This window comes from Paenibacillus sp. JCM 9796 (assembly GCF_055379675.1).
This window is the reverse complement of sequence record NZ_AP043723.1, coordinates 3,368,727-3,385,012: the sequence shown is the minus strand read 5'-3', so window position 1 is coordinate 3,385,012 and position 16,286 is coordinate 3,368,727. Positions and strand designations below refer to the sequence as shown.

Below are 16,286 nucleotides of genomic sequence, written 5' to 3'. Positions count from 1 at the left end.
CGCCGGGGTTTTCTTCTGGAAGCAGGCTTATTCGTGAACGTAAGAGCAGATGTAGTCCGTAACCGTGCGTACGTCCAGCTTGAACTTCTCGCCTTTCGGTACGGTAAATTCAGCCGTACCGTTGATTTCGAGCCACTCGGAAGCGCCCGGCAGCAGTACCCTCAGTTCGCCGGCTTGAATCTCCATGATCTCCTTCACATCGGTGCCGAATTCATATTCGCCCGGCAGCATGATGCCGAGCGTTTTCTTCGTGCCGTCGGCGAAAATCACCGTGCGGCTGGTTACCTTGCCGTCGAAATATACGTTGGCTTTCGTGACGACGGTCACTTGTTCAAATTGCGACATGGGAACGAATCTCCTTCTATTTCAACAATTGTTTGACGCGTGCCACCACGTTCTCGACCGTAAAGCCGTATTCGCGGATGACGATCGGTCCCGGAGCGGAAGCGCCGAATTTATCGATGCCGAGCACGCTGCCTTGATCGCCGACGTAACGGTCCCAGCCGAACGGATGACCCATCTCAACCGCCAAGCGCGCTTTGACGTCAGGCAGGATGACCGAATCTTGATACTCTTGCGATTGCTTATCGAACAATTCCCAGCTCGGCATGCTGATGACGCGCACCGGTATGCCCTCTTCGGCCAGCTGCTTCTGCGCCGCAACGGCCAGCTGCACCTCCGTGCCGGTAGCGATGATTTGCGCCTGCGGCTTGCCGCCGGGCGCTTCGGCCAATACATAAGCGCCGCGCTCAAGCGCGCCGTTCTCGGAGCCTTCCAGCTTCGCCGCCGCTTGGCGGGAGAAGATGAGGGCGACCGGGCCGCGTTTGTTCGCTACCGCGTATTTCCATGCCGCCGCCGTTTCGCTGCCGTCTGCCGGACGGATGACGGTGATGCCCGGAATGACGCGAAGCGCCGCCAGCTGCTCGATCGGCTCGTGCGTCGGACCGTCTTCGCCGACACCGATGCTGTCGTGCGTGAAGACGTAGATCGCCGGCACGTCCATGATCGATGCCAGACGAATCGCCGGACGCAAGTAGTCGGAGAACACGAAGAACGTGCCGCCGAACACTTTCAAGCCGCCGTGCAGCAGCATCCCGTTTACCGCTGCGCCCATACCAAACTCGCGCACGCCGAAGTACACGTTGCGCCCGCTGTAATCTTTCGGCGTCAGCATGCCGAGGCCTTTCATGTGCGTCATGGTCGACGACTCGAGGTCCGCCGAACCGCCGATGAGTGACGGTACGCGCTGCGCGATCGCATTCAGCACGATGCCGGAAGCCGTACGCGTGCCTTTATCCGCCGGGATATCCGCCGGGATGCCTTCGTCCCAGCCTTCCGGCAAATCGCCGTTCACGGCGTCCTGGAACTGCTTCGCCAGCTCCGGATAAGCCTTCGCATAGGCGGCAAACTGTTCGTTCCACGCTTCGTACTGCGAGACGTTGCGCCTCTTCACATCCGCAAAATGCGCCCTTACTTCATCCGGCACATGGAAGTGATGCGTTTCGTCCCAGCCGTACGCTTTCTTCGTCAGCGCCACTTCGTCTACGCCGAGCGGCGAGCCGTGCGGACCGACATGGCCGCCTTTCCCCGCTTTGTTCGGGCTGCCGTAGCCGATTACCGTCTTCACTTCGATCAACGTCGGACGGTAGTCCGCTTGCGCGTCCAGCACCGCCTGATGAATCGCTCCGAGGTCGTTGCCGTCCTCGACGCGCAGCACTTGCCAGCCGTAACCATCGAACCGCCGGGCGACGTTCTCGGAGAACGAAAGGTTCAATTCGCCGTCGAGCGAAATATCGTTCGAATCGTACAGCACGATCAGTTTCCCGAGCTTCAAATGGCCCGCGAGCGAAGCGGCTTCCGAGGAGAGGCCCTCCATCAGATCGCCGTCTCCGCAAATCGCGTATGTATAATGGTCGATCACCTGGAATTGATCACGGTTATAAACAGCAGCCAGATGCGCCTCAGCCATCGCCATCCCGACCGCCATCCCGAAGCCTTGTCCGAGCGGACCCGTCGTTGCGTCGACACCGGGGGTATGTCCCACTTCCGGGTGACCCGGCGTGCGGCTGCCCCATTGGCGGAAGTTTTTCAACTCATCCATCGATAAATCGTAACCCGAGAGATGCAGCAAGCTGTATAGCAGCATCGAGCCGTGGCCCGCAGAGAGGACGAAACGGTCGCGGTTCACCCACGTCGGTGCGTCCGGATTATGTTTCATCAGCTTCGCGAACAGCTCGTAACCCATCGGAGCGGCGCCCATCGGCATGCCGGGATGGCCGGATTTCGCTTTTTCAATGGCGTCGATGGAAAGTGTACGGATCGTATCCACCGATAGTTGATCGATTGTCTTGTTTGAAACGGTCATGAGTATCCTCCACTCCATTATTTTCTTGCTGCAATGTGGTGAAGCGGCTTGGCATGGTTGCAGCAAGATCTGGCCGATCACGTCTTTACAGTACGCAGTGCCAACTTGTACGTACATGTCCGGCGCATTTCAAATATCCCTTATTGTACCATTGTCTCTTTCAGTTTGCCATATCCAATCAACCTTCATCCCGAAATCTTAACGGATAAAAATTAATAAAATTACGCAAAGGATTTACTGTATTATTGTCGAAATAGAAAATTAGGACTAGCCGCTTTTTTCAACCTTGGAAATGGGTCCGCTGTACTACGTTTGCATGGGAGTCGATCTATGAATCATATATTGTTGGAACTGGCCAATACGCGTCATACGTATCGAAAGATGCTCAATCTGTATTGGATCACCATCCTTCTGACCGTGATCCTGGAATTTTCCATTCAGCGCATCCAGCACGACATGAGCCCCCGGGAAATCATTGCACCGCTCGCCCTGCATGCCCTTTTACTCACAATCGCCACGGGGATCGTTGAATGGCTGTACCGCTACCGGCACGCTCAGAGCGATTGGCTGCTGGTTTCAACCGGAATTTTGTACGCCTCGTCCATCATTCTCATGAATCCGTCAATCGGAATCGTACCCGCCATCTTTATCTTTCCGATTTTAACATCCGTTCTATCCTTTAATAAACAAACCATCTTAATCGCGTTCGCTCTCGTGCTGCTCTCATTCGGCGTCTTGTACGGGGTCAGCACTCCGCTGCGCCTCACGATGCAGCCGGTGCATATGATTGGAATCCTGTTCTTATACACGGGAACGACCGTTATCGCGCTATCCATCACGAGCAGCGGCATCGAACTGCTGGACAACCTCAAGCACGCCACGGAAGCGAAGCAGGAACTGCTGGTCAAGAACATTATTATGGACACGCTTTCCAAAATCGATGCGCTTACGGAGCTGTACAACCACAAGACGTTTCATGAATATCTGGAAAAATTGATCGAGCAGAACGAGCTTAACGATCTTTCGCTGCAGCTCGCGATTTTGGACATCGATAATTTCAAGAGAATTAACGACACCTACGGCCATTGGGTCGGAGACATCATTCTGATACGCGTTGCAAGCATTATTAAAGAAACGGTTACGCCGAACGACTTCGTCGCCCGTTACGGGGGGGAGGAATTCGCCGTGATCTTCACCGAGAAAACGCTCGATGAAGCTTACCGCCTCGTCGAGCAAATCCGGCATAAGCTATACGTTACGCTGCACCCCGAGCTCGATTCCAAAGCTGCGACCATCAGCATCGGGCTGCAGGAATACATGAAGGGCAAAGGGAAAGAAGCGCTGTTCAAGGGCGCCGACGCCTCCTTATACGCGGCCAAACGGACAGGTAAAAACAAAACCTTCGTACACTCCACCCCGTACCCCGCCTTAAACACGACCGACCTGTCGGCGGAGAAAATCCGCAGCTCGAACTAAGAGAAGCCGTAGCAACCGCAGTCCGATCAGCACAGGTTCCTACGGCTTTATTCGGCCGCTCGCACCCGTAAGCCCGTGTCCTGCAGCTTCTTTTTTTGCATACTATACGGCCCCGGCTTTCGGGATGCCTCAAAACGCGAACATGACGGCATGCAAAAAGGTTCCGTTCCCCCGCAGGAAAACAGAACCTTTTGCATGCCGTCATTTTAATTAAATACGACCGTTTTATTATGATGTACGATAATGCGGTCTTCCACGTGCCAATTTACAGCTTTCGCGAGCACGGCACGCTCGATGTGACGCCCGATCCGCTTCAAGTCGTCCACGTTATCGCGATGGCTGACGCGTTGAACGTCCTGCTCAATGATCGGTCCGCCGTCCAGCTCTTCCGTGACGTAATGCGCGGTCGCCCCGATGATCTTCACGCCGCGGTTGTGCGCCTGCGCGTAAGGCTTGCCGCCGACGAACGCCGGCAGGAAGGAATGGTGAATGTTAATGATCTTATTCGGAAAGTACTCGATGAATTTTGGCGAAATGATCTGCATGTACCGCGCGAGAATGATCGCATCGACCTGCCCCGTCACCAGCTCCAGCTGGCGACGCTCCGCTTCCGCCTTCGTATCGGCCGTCACCGGGATATGGTAATACGGAATACCCAGCGGCTCGACCAGCTCGCGCATATCGTTATGATTGCTGATTACCATCGCAATGTCCGCATCCAAATCGCCGGACTGCCAATGCCACAGCAGCTCCAGCAAGCAGTGGTCTTCCTTGGAGACGAAAATGGCGAGCCGCTTCTTCCGTTTCGCCCCGGTAATGCTCCAAGACATTTGAAATTCCTCCGCCACTTTGGCGAAGTCCGCCTTCAATTGGGCGCGGCGCTGGTCCAAATTGTCGAGATCGAATTCGATGCGGATAAAGAACAACCCGCCCTCAGCCGGATCCATCGTGTATTGATCGGACTGAATAATGTTGGCGCCGTATTCAAATAAGAATCGCGATACCGCCGCCACGATGCCGGGACGGTCCGGGCAGGACACCAGCATGCGGGCGCGGTTTACTTCGGCGCTCTTGGTTTTGGGATTCAATTTGGGAACCATGAAACTCTCTTCTCCTTTTACTGTTGAGCCTTCAAAAATGATCTATATAAGCGATCCGTCTTAGACGGAAGCCAATAAGTGTTCGCCGGCAAACCACGCCGTCAGACGGTGGTTTACTTGCTCCTCCGACAAGTCCGGGAACAAGTTGTCCGCGGCGATTAAATCGTACAGACGCTCCATCGGCTCGCGGCCGTCCGCCTTTTTCGCTTTCGCGTCCGTTTTCAGCAACTCCCACGTCTGCAGCACGAATTGGCGGGAGTCGAGGTCCTGCTTCTTGAAGAAATGGTCCAGCTTCTCCACATCCGACAAGAAGCCATCCCCAAAGCGCTGCTGCACGGTGCCGCTGAGCAAGGCGATCTCCGCCTCATACATCGGACGCTGCGAGCTGTCCTCCTTGCCGATCCACGGCGTCTCCAGAATGAACGGCAGGTGGTTCAGCTTCTCGTGATGGACGATGTTGTACATCGCCTTGAAGCCGATCCAGCCCGCGCCAACCGGGGCATGACGGTCCTTGCCCGCGCCGCGCGGGTTTTTGCTGTCGTTCAAATGGATGACGGCCAGTTTGTCCAGTCCGACCACGCGGTCAAACTCCTCCAGCACCCCATCCAGATCGCTCACAATGTCGTATCCCGCGTCGTTCACGTGACACGTGTCCAGGCAAACGGTCAGCCGGTCGTTGCGTTCCACCTTCTCCATAATGGTGGCCAGCTCCTCGAAGCTGCGTCCGATCTCGGTGCCTTTGCCGGCCATCGTTTCCAGCGCGATGTTCACGCCCGTATCCTTGATGCCCGCCAGCACCTCGTTCAAGCCCTCCGCGATCCGCGCGATACCGTACTCGGCATCCTTGTCCGTGTAGGCTCCCGGATGCAGCACAATCTGCTTCACCCCAAGATAATCCGTGCGGCGGATTTCCTCCTGCAGGAAGCGGACGGCCAGCTCGAACGTGTCTTCTTTATAAGAGCCAAGGTTGATGATGTACGGAGCGTGCACGATAATTTCACCGATACCGTGCTCTTCCATAAGCGCTTTGCCTTCTTCGATATATTGATCCTCGATGGGCTTGCGCCGCGTGTTCTGCGGCGCCCCGGTATAGATCATGAACGTGCCCGAGCCGTAGCTCGCGGCTTCTTTGGCCGCGCCCCGCAGCCCTTTATCTGAAAACGATACGTGCGATCCGATTTTAACCATGTTCGCGATCCACTCCCTTTCTTAGCTTTTATCTATTTTACTAGGATTGCCGCAAGAAATCTAGGAAAGGGAGGCTTCTTCCGGGATTTTCATTTTCCTGACAGGCAAGTTGCGGTATAATGTGGAGTGAGGTGACGATATTCATGTTATACGCGATGAGCAGCTCCCCGAATCAGGGGTTTATGTGGTTTATATTTTTTTGGGTGTTCGTGTTGATTTTCTCGATGTCGGTAGGCGGATATTTCATGTTCCGCAAATTTTTCAAGGTGCTGCCGATGGCCGACGGCAAGTCCAAGCTCGATTGGCAGAACCATTACGTGGAAGCGTCCCGCCACCTGTGGACCGACGAATCCAAAGCATTCCTCGATGTGCTCGTCGAGCCCGTCCCGGCACCGTTCCGCGATATCGCCAAGCATTCCATCGCCGCGAAGATCGGCGAAGTCGCACTGAACGAGAAGGCGACAGCCGTCACGCGCGAGCACTGCATCAAGGGATACATTCTGGCGACGCCGCGGCGCGATTACAAGAGCTTGATCTCCTTCTTGGAGAAGAAGCAAATCGATTACACCGCCCATAAACATCTGCTGCAATAAAAAGATTCAAGGCTTCCTTTCCCATTGGCGGGACAGGAAGCCTTTTTACTAGGCGGCCGTTTATTTTTTCTTCTTGCTCTCCGGTTCTTTGTCCGACAGCTGAACCGATAACGTCGCAGTGTAATCGCCGTACTTCTTCAAGCTCGTGTCGCGGAGCTGCGAACGGATGCCGACGAGCTGCGCGCTGCCGACCGTCATCGTGAGAGGCAGCTCTTCCTTCCTCACGAAACCGATCCGTCCGTCCACGATCACGTACAAATCGACGGCTTCTTTGGACTTCAAATCGACGGTCAAATATTTGGTGCCTCCGGGCTGAACCGCTGTCTCGATTTCCCCGTTCACTGCAATATTTTTCACGATAACGCCCTTATCGTCAAAATAATCGGTCACTCGCACGTTCGACCGGTCCATCCATTCCTGCGAGCCCGGCGGTCGATCCGTCGACGGGAAGGCCGCACCCGGATTCGGGTTGTAGTTGAATGAGCCTCCCGGCGTATTCGCAGACGGGGAGCCGGGAGCTGCCGCTCCTCCGCTGTTATCGGGCCCAGTTACACTAAGATCGACCGTCGAGTAAAGGGATAGCCATTGGTTATTTTTTAAATAATGATAAATCCGGTCCAGAATAACGACCGCTTCCGCACGGCTCACCGCTTCCTTCGGCCGGAAATATCCGTCATCGTTCGGCGTCATGATGCCGTTAGACTTTAACCCGGCCAGCGCCTTCGCCTGCACATTGGATAACGGATCATCGCCGAGCGTGCAGTCGCTGGAGCCTTTGCCCATGAACAGCGTCTTGTACACGCTGTTCTCTTCCGCATACATCCAGCCGTTGGCATCATACCTGCCGTCGTTTTTGGCGAATGCATACGCCTCCGGGTCCGTATATAAGGTTGCCGGAATATCTTTAAAGTCCAGCACAACGGCACACACGTCATTGTCGCTCATCCGGTCGTTCATCAGCTTCCCGCCGAAGAACGCGTATAACATCTGCGCCAGCTGCAGCCGCGACATCGGCATGTCCGGCATGAAGGCCAGCTGACCGTCACGGTTTACTCCGTAACCGCCGATCTGGAACGAAGCGTCGTACACGTCGGAGATGGGCTTGGACGCCCAATGCAGGGAAGTCACGTCCGCGAAGAAGCCGACCTTCTTCAGCCCTGTCGCCGTCGCATTCGGCCGGTATTTATCGAAGAGACGGTATACCATGGCCGTCCATTCCGCTTTGCTTACCGCTTTCTCCGGGCGGAATCGGCCGTCGGGGTATCCGGTCAATATTTGTTTGTTCGACATCAACGTGATCGAGCTCGTCGCCCATCCGTAACTCGCGCCGACATCAGAGTAACGGCTCTCGGCGTGGAGCGAGCGCATCGGAAACAGCATGAACAACAGAGCGAAGGACAGCAGACAAGCCAGTCCGCGGGTCCGGATGTTGCGTGTTTTGTTCATCATCAACGTTACCTCCCGTCTCTTAACGTATATCGGTCAGACGGGCAAGAATTGTTACCTCTTCAAGGAATATCGTCATTAGAACGGGGGCATGTCCCGAGTTTAACCCAGCATCGCCTTCAGCCGCGCCGGAAAATCCGTAATGATCCCCGAACAGCCGGCTTGCACCGCTTGCCGCAAATGCTCGGGCTCGTTAATCGTGAACGGATATACCCGAAGCCCGTGACGCTGCGCCTCCGCCACATCCTCCGGCCCGATGGCTTGATATTGCGGGTGAAGGGAATAGACGTCCATTCCGGCCGTTTCAGCAAGCACAGAGTGACGCACCAGATCCGCTACATACAGCAGCCCGACGCGAATCGCCGGCTCACGCTGCTTCAGCCGGTACAGCACCTTATGGGAAAAGGACGAGACCACCGTCGTCTCCAGCCGGCCGAACCCGGCTAGAAGCTCCGCCAGCCGCCCGGACAGCTTATCGCTGTACCCGCATTTCACCTCAACGTTGATCATCACATTCGCGGGCAGGGCCGCAAACACTTCGGACAGCAGCGGAATCCGCTCTCCGCGGAATCTCTCGTCATACCAGCGCCCGGCGTCCAGCCGCTTTATTTGTTCGACGGTCATTTGATCGATTCGCCCTTGCCCGTCGGTCGTGCGGTTCACGGTGTGATCATGACAGACGACCAGCTCGCCGTCCGCCGTAAGATGCACGTCGAGTTCGACCGCGTCCGCCCCTTGCCTTACGGCAAGCTCGAACGAGGCGAGCGTATTCTCCGGCGCTTCCCCCGCGGCCCCGCGGTGTCCGATGATGAGCGGACGCAATGTTTGTTCGTTGCAGTTTTCAACCATGGCTCAGGCCTCCCTAGGATCTTCTCGTTATCCTTCAGATGTCATTATCCGACGACAATGGACCGATTGCAATCGGTCTGCCGCGGTTTGCAGGTTAAGATGTTGTAAAGGCCCGTCCGCCGAACGAAAAAACCTGCCGGGCGGCTTCGCTCTATGGAGCCAAGCCGCCCGCACAGGTTTCCCTCATGAGCGTATTTCGATATGTACGTTGATCAAGCTCGAATATCTAGGCTTTTGCCCAAATACGGATGCTGCGCCGCGGCAAAATCTTGCAGCAGCGTTGCGGTTTGTGCCGTCTGCATGTCTTTCAATTTGCCGAGCAGGGCGATGCCTACCGCTTGCTTCAAAGCGTCGCGGCCGGCCGCTGCGTTCAGTGCTGCGTTGACTTGCATCGGATCACGGTCCTTCTTCAGCATTTGTTGGAACAAGTGTATGATACCGAAAGTATACCGTACGTCGGAACGCCGCGTAAAGCCAATAAACTTCCGGCAGCGGCCGCTGCGGAAGTTCCCGGTTGTTGCTGTTTGGTCGATCGCTTCGACACAAAACGTCGCTTACAGGTCCTTATTTGTCTTTCTTAGCATGCGAACCATCGCATTGACCTTGGGCGTTTTGCGTGTTTCCACAGGCACATTGAGCCATTGCTTGTCACCTCCTCTTGGTTACTTGTCATACGCTTATTATTATAGATACTTTACTTACGATGTACAAGTAAAGTATCTATAATAAAAAAAGAGCCCTCGCTCGTAACAGCGAAGGCTCTTGTAAAGCTGGTATGCGGTTGAGAGGACTCGAACCTCCACGGGCGAAGCCCACTACCCCCTCAAGATAGCGTGTCTGCCATTCCACCACAACCGCGAATATAGATCCCATTATACTTCTTTCGCACAGAAGAGTAAAGTGGGAGCGGTTGGCTTCGGGCAAGCAGCGGAGCTCCTGTAAAATCGTTGCCGCTGCCGCTTGGTTGCGGTTATTTTTGCCATACTCGAGGCTCGGCATTCGCGCTGTTGTATTCGATACGTTCCGGCTTGATTTCCAGTATGACATAGTCCGGATCATGAGGGCCTTGAAACCATGCTTTAAACGACTCATTCCAGAGCCGCTCCCGCAATGCGTTATCCTTGCAAATCTCGGCCCTTGCCTGAATTTGGAGGATGTCCGAAGAACGTTTGCCGTCATACCCGACCAGAACGTGAACATTCGGGTTGTTTTGAAGCTCGTCCACTTTATCGGTTTTGCTGTTCGTCGCCAAGTAAAGCGTAAGCCCCTCATGGAATAACGCCATATAGCGTACCATCGGCTTGTTTCCGTCTACCGTTCCGAACGAGCAGATTCGATTCGCCGCCAGCACGCCCGCTATTTGATCTTCCAGCAGCTCGGTTTGCTGCATCGTTAACCTCTCCTCTCGGCTTCCCAAATTAAGCTTGCGGTTATCTTCCCCCAAATGGCAGCGTCTATAACAAAAAAGCAAGTCTGACTTCCAGCTCTGGAAATCGGACTTGCTTTCATCGATTTGATGCTTCAATGCGGTTGAGAGGACTCGAACCTCCACGAGCGTACGCCCACTACCCCCTCAAGATAGCGTGTCTGCCATTCCACCACAACCGCGCATAGTATGACCCGTAGGGGATTCGAACCCCTGTTACCTCCGTGAAAGGGAGGTGTCTTAACCCCTTGACCAACGGGCCATGCTTAAAAGCGACAAGTGTTATTATAGCGAATAGGTTTAGGGTTGGCAATACCTTTTTTTCAAAAAAATCGCTGCCTCGGTTCATCTGTTTGGCGAACTGCAAAACCTGCCAGGCACAAGCGTGGTATGCCGGCAGGTCTTTTCCATCATGCGCTTATTTTCCGTATCCGTCGGGGTTTTGCTGCTGCCAGCGCCAGGCATCCTCGCACATTTGCGCCAATCCCCGTTCCGCCGACCAGCCCAGCTTCTCCCGGGCTTTGACAGGATTGGCGTAACATACCGCCACATCGCCGGGCCTGCGGTCTACGATACGGTAAGGAATTGTTCTCCCCGCAGCCAGTTCCATGGCCCGCACCATCTCAAGCACGCTGTACCCATTGCCGGTACCGAGGTTGTATGCTTCAACACCCGTACTGGAGAGAACGCTCTCCACCGCCTTCACATGACCAAGCGCCAAATCGACCACGTGGATGTAGTCGCGCACGCCGGTTCCGTCCGGAGTCGGGTAATCGTTGCCGAATACTTGCAGTTCTTTCAGCTTGCCTACTGCCACTTGCGTCACGTAAGGCATCAGATTATTGGGGATCCCGTTCGGGTCCTCTCCGATGCGTCCGCTGGCGTGAGCCCCGATCGGATTAAAATAACGAAGCAGCGCAATGCTCCACTCAGGGTCGGAGATGTATATGTCGCGAAGGATGTCCTCGATCATCAGCTTCGTCCGACCGTACGGATTCGTAGCTCCCAAAGGCATCTCCTCGTCGATCGGTACCCGCTCCGGCATGCCGTATACCGTCGCCGATGAGCTGAAGACTATTTTCTTCACGCCGTGCTTCTGCATCACTTCGGCCAACAGCAGCGTGCCGGTAATGTTGTTGTGATAATATTTCAGAGGAAGACGCACCGACTCCCCTACGGCCTTCAGCCCGGCAAAATGAATGACCGCCTCGATCCGATTGTCCTGAAAAATCGCCTCAAGCCGGTCTCGGTCCAATAGGTCGGCCTGCACCTGTTTGAAGTCTTTCCCCGTAATTTCTCTCACGCGCTTCAGCGACTCCGGCTTACTGTTATCGAAGTTATCGACGACGATAATGTCATATCCGTTGTTCAATAGTTCCACACACGTATGAGTCCCGATATATCCCGCACCGCCCGTTACCAGTACCGCCACTTGCTCACCCTCCGACATCTAACGTATGGTTTACGACTCTAGCGTACACGACATGCCTGCGTTCTTGCAAGACTTGGGCTTCGATATCGTGAACGGGCGAGCTCATCCTCATCGCCGCCAATGGTCAGGCGGACAAGCGATGAACTTGCCGCTGTGCAGCGGGCGAGGTTCCGTGCATCGGCGCCCTTCTCTCGGGGTTCGAATTCCTCCGGCCTCTCCAAACGCAAAAACAACCGCCTTATTAGGCGGTTGTTTTTGCAATCTTACGGAGAGAGAGGGATTCGAACCCTCGCACCACTTACGCAGTCTAACCCCTTAGCAGAGGGTCCCCTTGAGCCACTTGGGTATCTCTCCAAGAATAATGGCTCCCCGAACAGGACTCGAACCTGTGACAACTCGATTAACAGTCGAGTGCTCTACCAACTGAGCTATCAGGGAACGACAATTGTTAATTTATCATGAATGTTTGCTCAAGTCAAGCGCCAGCAGCTTCAATTTTCCCTTACAGTGACCGCACACAAACCGCCGCGGATCGGTCTTCCGCTTGCGCAAATATTCGGCCCTGCAATCGACGCAAACAAGCTTATATCGATAAGGCTCCTTCCGCTGTAAGGCAGACGGCAGCGATTGGCAATACCGCGTCCCGCCTACAAGCGTGAGCAGCTGTTTAAATTCGTCGTCGCGGTGCTGATACCCGGACCCGAGCAAATGCAAGTGATAATGGCACAGCTCGTGCTTAATGATTTTCTCCACATCCTGCATGCCGAATTGCTCATACTGGTGCCAACTGATCTCGATATCGTGGCTGCGTGTGAAGTACCTCCCGCCGGTCGCCCTCAACCTGCGGTTAAACCTCGCCTTATGCTCAAAAGGACGTCCAAACGACGACAGCGAAATTTGTTCGACCCACTGCTGCAGCTGCCGGTCATCCATTTCCCATGTTCCCACCCCTACGTTCTTCTCTATACATATGCATTCACTTGAATTGTAACCGCAGGTTAGGCTAAACTGTCAAGTAGGAATCTTCATAAATTTGCCCGACACGCGATTCGCTATACGATAGGAGAGATTAAACTTCATGTCCAATAAAAAATACGCCCTGCTGCAAAGAAATGAACAGCTGGAATTCGTGGAAATGCCTTCCACTCATATGTACCAGCTCGCAGCGCTGAACCAACGCTTACATAAAGAGCTAGACAAATTAACGGTATCCGGCATTCCCGCGCTTCCGTACTTTATCGCAGAGTTTGAAGGGCTAGAAATTGTACGTCCCGGCTACGAGCTGCAGCACGGCCTGGATTACATCAATCGGCTTGAGCAAACGTTCGCCGCTCTGCAGCAGCAAGAGAAACAATACCCGCTCGTATCCCTCCTCACGGAAATTCGCGCCCTCCAGGCTCAGCTGGAGCAATGGTACGAAGAGGAAGAAGAACTCGCCTAATCATGAGGACCTGCACCCCATAGCCCTCTCGCCCATATGTTAGTCGTATAGCAGTTAGAGGGAAGGGGCTGATGGGCTTGCCACAATGGCTTTGCAACCAACTGATGCGTGCGTTTTACAACAAAAACCGGCGGCAAATTCGATTGCTTAACGACTGCTGGTATTTTTACCGCACCCGTAAATCCGAATCCGATTCGTCCGCATCCAACTTTCAACCTTAACATCAACAAACACGCCAACCGTCAAATAGAGCATATGCCAGACTTAAGGGAACTTGCCTCCATTTTCCCTTGTTCCGGCCTATGCTCTATTTTATGCCACTTAAGGCTTTTTCATCGTAAGCCCGACGCGGCCTTTTTTCGTATCGATATTCAGCACCCAGACGGTGACGACGTCGCCAACCGAGACGACATCCATCGGATGCTTCACGTACGAGTTGCTCATCTGGGAGATGTGTACCAGCCCGTCGTTCTTGATCCCGATATCCACGAATGCGCCGAAGTCAATGACATTGCGCACGGTACCCTTCAGCTCCATGCCCGGCGTCAAATCCTCGAGCTGCAGCACGTCGGTGCGGAAAATCGGCGCCTCCAGCTCCTCCCGGGGATCGCGACCCGGACGCAGCAGCGAGTCCAAAATATCCCGCAGCGTCGGAACCCCGACACCCAGCTTCGTTGCCAGCTCCTCCGGCTCCAGCCGCTGCAGCATCGACTTCAGCTCCTCGCTGCCCAGCTTCGCCAGCTCCAGCTTCAGCTCCTTGAAAAGCCGGTCCACCACCGCGTACGACTCCGGATGAATCGGCGTATTATCGAGCGGGTTAGCCCCGTCCGGAATACGCAGGAAGCCGACGCACTGCTCGAACGCCTTGGCGCCGAGGCGAGGGACTTTTTGCAACTGCTGCCGGTTCTCGAATTTCCCGTTCTCATCGCGGTACTTCACGATGTTCTTCGCCAGCGTACTGTTAATCCCCGAGACGTACGACAGCAGCGAAGGCGACGCCGTGTTGACGTCGACGCCGACATGGTTCACCGCCGACTCGACGACGAACGTCAAGCTTTCCTCCAGACGCTTCTGCGACACGTCATGCTGGTACTGCCCGACGCCGATCGCTTTCGGCTCGATCTTCACAAGCTCCGCGAGCGGATCCTGTACCCGGCGGGCGATCGATATGGCGCTCCGTTCAGCCACGTCCAGATCGGGAAACTCCGACTGGGCCAGCTTGGAAGCCGAGTACACGCTTGCCCCCGCCTCGTTCACGATCAAGTAGGCCAGCTTGCGCTGCTTGATCTCTCCGATCAACCCGGCGACGAACTGCTCCGTTTCCCGCGAAGCCGTCCCGTTGCCGATGACGATCAGTTCTACGCCGTACGCGTCGATCAATCGTTTGAAGACCGCCTTCGCTTCGGCGACTTTATTATTCGGAGGCGTCGGGTACGTGACCGCGATCTCAAGCATTTTGCCGGTATCGTCGACGACAGCCAGCTTACAGCCCGTCCGGAACGCCGGGTCCACGCCAAGCACGACCTTCCCCTTCACCGGAGGCTGCAGCAGAAGGTTCCGCAAGTTTTCCGCGAACACCTCGATCGCTTTCTCCTCAGCCTTCTCGGTCATCTCACCCCGCACCTCGCGCTCAATGGAGGGAGCCAGCAGCCGCTTATAAGCATCCTCGACCACCGCCGCAAGCGTATCGCGTACAATGGAGGGTCCCTTCAACAGCTGTTTGCCAATGTAGTCGTGAATACGTTCTACCGGCACCTCCAGCGTTACTTTCAGCACGTCCTCCCGCTCCCCGCGATTAATCGCCAGAATGCGATGCGGTGGCAGCTTGCGGACCGGCTCCTGGTAGCTGTAATACATCTCGTACACCGACTCCAGCTCGGCATTCTTCGCCTCCGAGCGCAGGATGCCCTGATCAAACGTATACTTGCGCACCCATGCGCGAATTTTGGCGTCGTCGGCCACTTGCTCCGCTATAATGTCCATCGCGCCCTGAACGGCTTCCTCGGCCGTTTGAACGCCTTTGTCCGAATTTATGTACTTCGAGGCTTCCGTCAGCATATCGCCCTGCCTAGGCTGCGACACGATCCACTGGGCGAGCGGCTCCAGCCCTTTTTCCTTGGCGACGCTGGCGCGGGTTTTACGCTTTTGCCGGTAAGGGCGGTACAGATCCTCGACCTCCTGAAGCTTCACAGCTTGTTCGATTGCCGAACGCAGCTCGCCCGTCAGCTTCCCTTGCTCGTCAATAAGCCGGATAACCTCCAGCTTCCGATTCTCCAAGTTGCGGAGATACGTCAGCCTCTCTTCAATGTCCCGCAGCTGATTCTCATCGAGCTCCCCCGTCATTTCCTTCCGGTACCGCGCGATAAAAGGAATCGTGTTCCCCTCGTCAAGCAGACCGACCGTCGTTTTGACGCGTCCGCTTCCGATCTGGAGCTCCGCCGCAATCTGCTTCAGGATGCGTTCCTGAATCGCAGCCTTCATCTCCGCTGTCAATTCGAAGGCTTGACGCTCCTCCTGCTGTTCCGTTTGAATCGTTTGCTCTTTGGCCATCCGTACGACTCCTCCCGACATACGAAAAAACGAGGGCCCCTGTACGCCCCCGCTTCATACGCTGTTTTAAAACTCGATTAGTCCGACGCTAATCTGCAAAGCTTCATCGACCTTGCGCATGGTTTCTTCATCCAAGTGCGTAATTTTGTCCGTTAGACGCTGTTTATCAATCGTCCTGATTTGTTCCAGCAGAATGACCGAGTCCCTGTCAAAACCGTGCGCTTCCGCGTCAATCTCCACGTGCGTCGGCAGCTTGGCCTTCTGAATCTGCGCCGTAATCGCCGCCACGATCACCGTGGGACTGAAGCGATTGCCGATATCATTCTGAATAATCAGAACAGGCCGAATGCCCCCCTGCTCCGAACCAACAACCGGGGAAAGATCCGCGAAAAAAACATCGCCACGTTTGACAATCACTCG

The 16,286-nt window shown here is 55.1% G+C and carries 16 protein-coding genes and 5 tRNA genes; 4 read left to right on the top strand and 17 right to left on the bottom strand.

Translation table 11 applies throughout. The features are described from left to right. Positions 1-27: 27 nt before the first annotated feature. The gene (gene ppnP / locus ACZ439_RS16300) at positions 28-345 is read right to left on the bottom strand and encodes a pyrimidine/purine nucleoside phosphorylase (protein ID WP_054796878.1); all 318 of its coding nucleotides are present in this window, start codon (positions 343-345) and stop codon (positions 28-30) included. 16 nt (positions 346-361) lie between these two features. Beyond that, positions 362-2,365 carry a transketolase gene (gene tkt, locus ACZ439_RS16295; protein WP_054799563.1) on the bottom strand — a complete coding sequence of 668 codons (2,004 nt, stop codon included), beginning with the start codon at positions 2,363-2,365 and terminating at the stop codon, positions 362-364. A gap of 330 nt (positions 2,366-2,695) precedes the next feature. Between tkt and ACZ439_RS16290 the strand changes: the two genes are divergently transcribed. After that, the gene (locus tag ACZ439_RS16290; protein WP_054799562.1) at positions 2,696-3,841 is read left to right on the top strand and encodes a GGDEF domain-containing protein; all 1,146 of its coding nucleotides are present in this window, start codon (positions 2,696-2,698) and stop codon (positions 3,839-3,841) included. A 206-nt stretch (positions 3,842-4,047) separates the two neighbouring features. Here the strand turns inward: ACZ439_RS16290 and purU are convergent, their stop codons facing one another. Continuing rightward, entirely contained in the window at positions 4,048-4,941 is an 894-nt protein-coding gene (gene purU, locus ACZ439_RS16285; protein ID WP_054796875.1) for a formyltetrahydrofolate deformylase, read from the bottom strand. Between the two features lie 60 nt (positions 4,942-5,001). After that, positions 5,002-6,129 (bottom strand): deoxyribonuclease IV, encoded by a 1,128-nt coding sequence (locus tag ACZ439_RS16280; protein WP_054796874.1) that lies wholly within the window; start codon positions 6,127-6,129, stop codon positions 5,002-5,004. A gap of 143 nt (positions 6,130-6,272) precedes the next feature. Here ACZ439_RS16280 and ACZ439_RS16275 point away from each other — a divergent pair, with 143 nt between their 5' ends. Further along, positions 6,273-6,722 carry a DUF2621 domain-containing protein gene (locus ACZ439_RS16275; RefSeq protein WP_127610122.1) on the top strand — a complete coding sequence of 150 codons (450 nt, stop codon included), beginning with the start codon at positions 6,273-6,275 and terminating at the stop codon, positions 6,720-6,722. A 60-nt stretch (positions 6,723-6,782) separates the two neighbouring features. Here ACZ439_RS16275 and ACZ439_RS16270 read toward each other — a convergent pair whose 3' ends face one another. The 11 genes from ACZ439_RS16270 to ACZ439_RS16220 form a co-directional block, all read right to left on the bottom strand. Then, entirely contained in the window at positions 6,783-8,171 is a 1,389-nt protein-coding gene (locus tag ACZ439_RS16270) for an S-layer homology domain-containing protein (RefSeq protein ID WP_464619918.1), read from the bottom strand. Positions 8,172-8,270: 99 nt separating this feature from the next. Continuing rightward, positions 8,271-9,017 (bottom strand): glycerophosphodiester phosphodiesterase, encoded by a 747-nt coding sequence (locus tag ACZ439_RS16265; protein WP_054796870.1) that lies wholly within the window; start codon positions 9,015-9,017, stop codon positions 8,271-8,273. 212 nt (positions 9,018-9,229) lie between these two features. Continuing rightward, positions 9,230-9,409, bottom strand: coding sequence for a putative motility protein (locus ACZ439_RS16260; protein ID WP_054799559.1), 180 nt, complete (start codon positions 9,407-9,409; stop codon positions 9,230-9,232). A gap of 384 nt (positions 9,410-9,793) precedes the next feature. After that, positions 9,794-9,875 (bottom strand) — tRNA-Leu (locus ACZ439_RS16255). A 112-nt stretch (positions 9,876-9,987) separates the two neighbouring features. Next, positions 9,988-10,407, bottom strand: coding sequence for a pyridoxamine 5'-phosphate oxidase family protein (locus ACZ439_RS16250; protein ID WP_054796868.1), 420 nt, complete (start codon positions 10,405-10,407; stop codon positions 9,988-9,990). 135 nt (positions 10,408-10,542) lie between these two features. Beyond that, positions 10,543-10,625: transfer RNA gene (locus ACZ439_RS16245), tRNA-Leu, on the bottom strand. A gap of 8 nt (positions 10,626-10,633) precedes the next feature. Further along, positions 10,634-10,705 (bottom strand) — tRNA-Glu (locus ACZ439_RS16240). A 156-nt stretch (positions 10,706-10,861) separates the two neighbouring features. Beyond that, positions 10,862-11,875: a UDP-glucose 4-epimerase GalE gene (gene galE, locus ACZ439_RS16235; protein ID WP_464619917.1), complete on the bottom strand. Its 1,014-nt coding sequence runs from the start codon at positions 11,873-11,875 to the stop codon at positions 10,862-10,864. 266 nt (positions 11,876-12,141) lie between these two features. After that, positions 12,142-12,229 (bottom strand) — tRNA-Ser (locus tag ACZ439_RS16230). 8 nt (positions 12,230-12,237) lie between these two features. After that, positions 12,238-12,313, bottom strand: a tRNA-Asn gene (locus tag ACZ439_RS16225). A gap of 18 nt (positions 12,314-12,331) precedes the next feature. Next, positions 12,332-12,808, bottom strand: coding sequence for a SprT family protein (locus ACZ439_RS16220; protein ID WP_054796867.1), 477 nt, complete (start codon positions 12,806-12,808; stop codon positions 12,332-12,334). Between the two features lie 145 nt (positions 12,809-12,953). Between ACZ439_RS16220 and ACZ439_RS16215 the strand changes: the two genes are divergently transcribed. Further along, positions 12,954-13,316 (top strand): hypothetical protein, encoded by a 363-nt coding sequence (locus tag ACZ439_RS16215; RefSeq protein ID WP_054799558.1) that lies wholly within the window; start codon positions 12,954-12,956, stop codon positions 13,314-13,316. Positions 13,317-13,393: 77 nt separating this feature from the next. Then, positions 13,394-13,537 carry a cortex morphogenetic protein CmpA gene (gene cmpA / locus ACZ439_RS16210; protein ID WP_127609707.1) on the top strand — a complete coding sequence of 48 codons (144 nt, stop codon included), beginning with the start codon at positions 13,394-13,396 and terminating at the stop codon, positions 13,535-13,537. Positions 13,538-13,637: 100 nt separating this feature from the next. Here cmpA and ACZ439_RS16205 read toward each other — a convergent pair whose 3' ends face one another. Together ACZ439_RS16205 and ACZ439_RS16200 are read right to left on the bottom strand one after the other, a co-directional pair. Then, positions 13,638-15,866 carry a Tex family protein gene (locus ACZ439_RS16205; protein WP_127609705.1) on the bottom strand — a complete coding sequence of 743 codons (2,229 nt, stop codon included), beginning with the start codon at positions 15,864-15,866 and terminating at the stop codon, positions 13,638-13,640. A gap of 66 nt (positions 15,867-15,932) precedes the next feature. Next, positions 15,933-16,283, bottom strand: a complete 351-nt coding sequence (locus ACZ439_RS16200; protein ID WP_010494553.1) for a type II toxin-antitoxin system PemK/MazF family toxin — start codon at positions 16,281-16,283, stop codon at positions 15,933-15,935. Positions 16,284-16,286 lie beyond the last annotated feature (3 nt).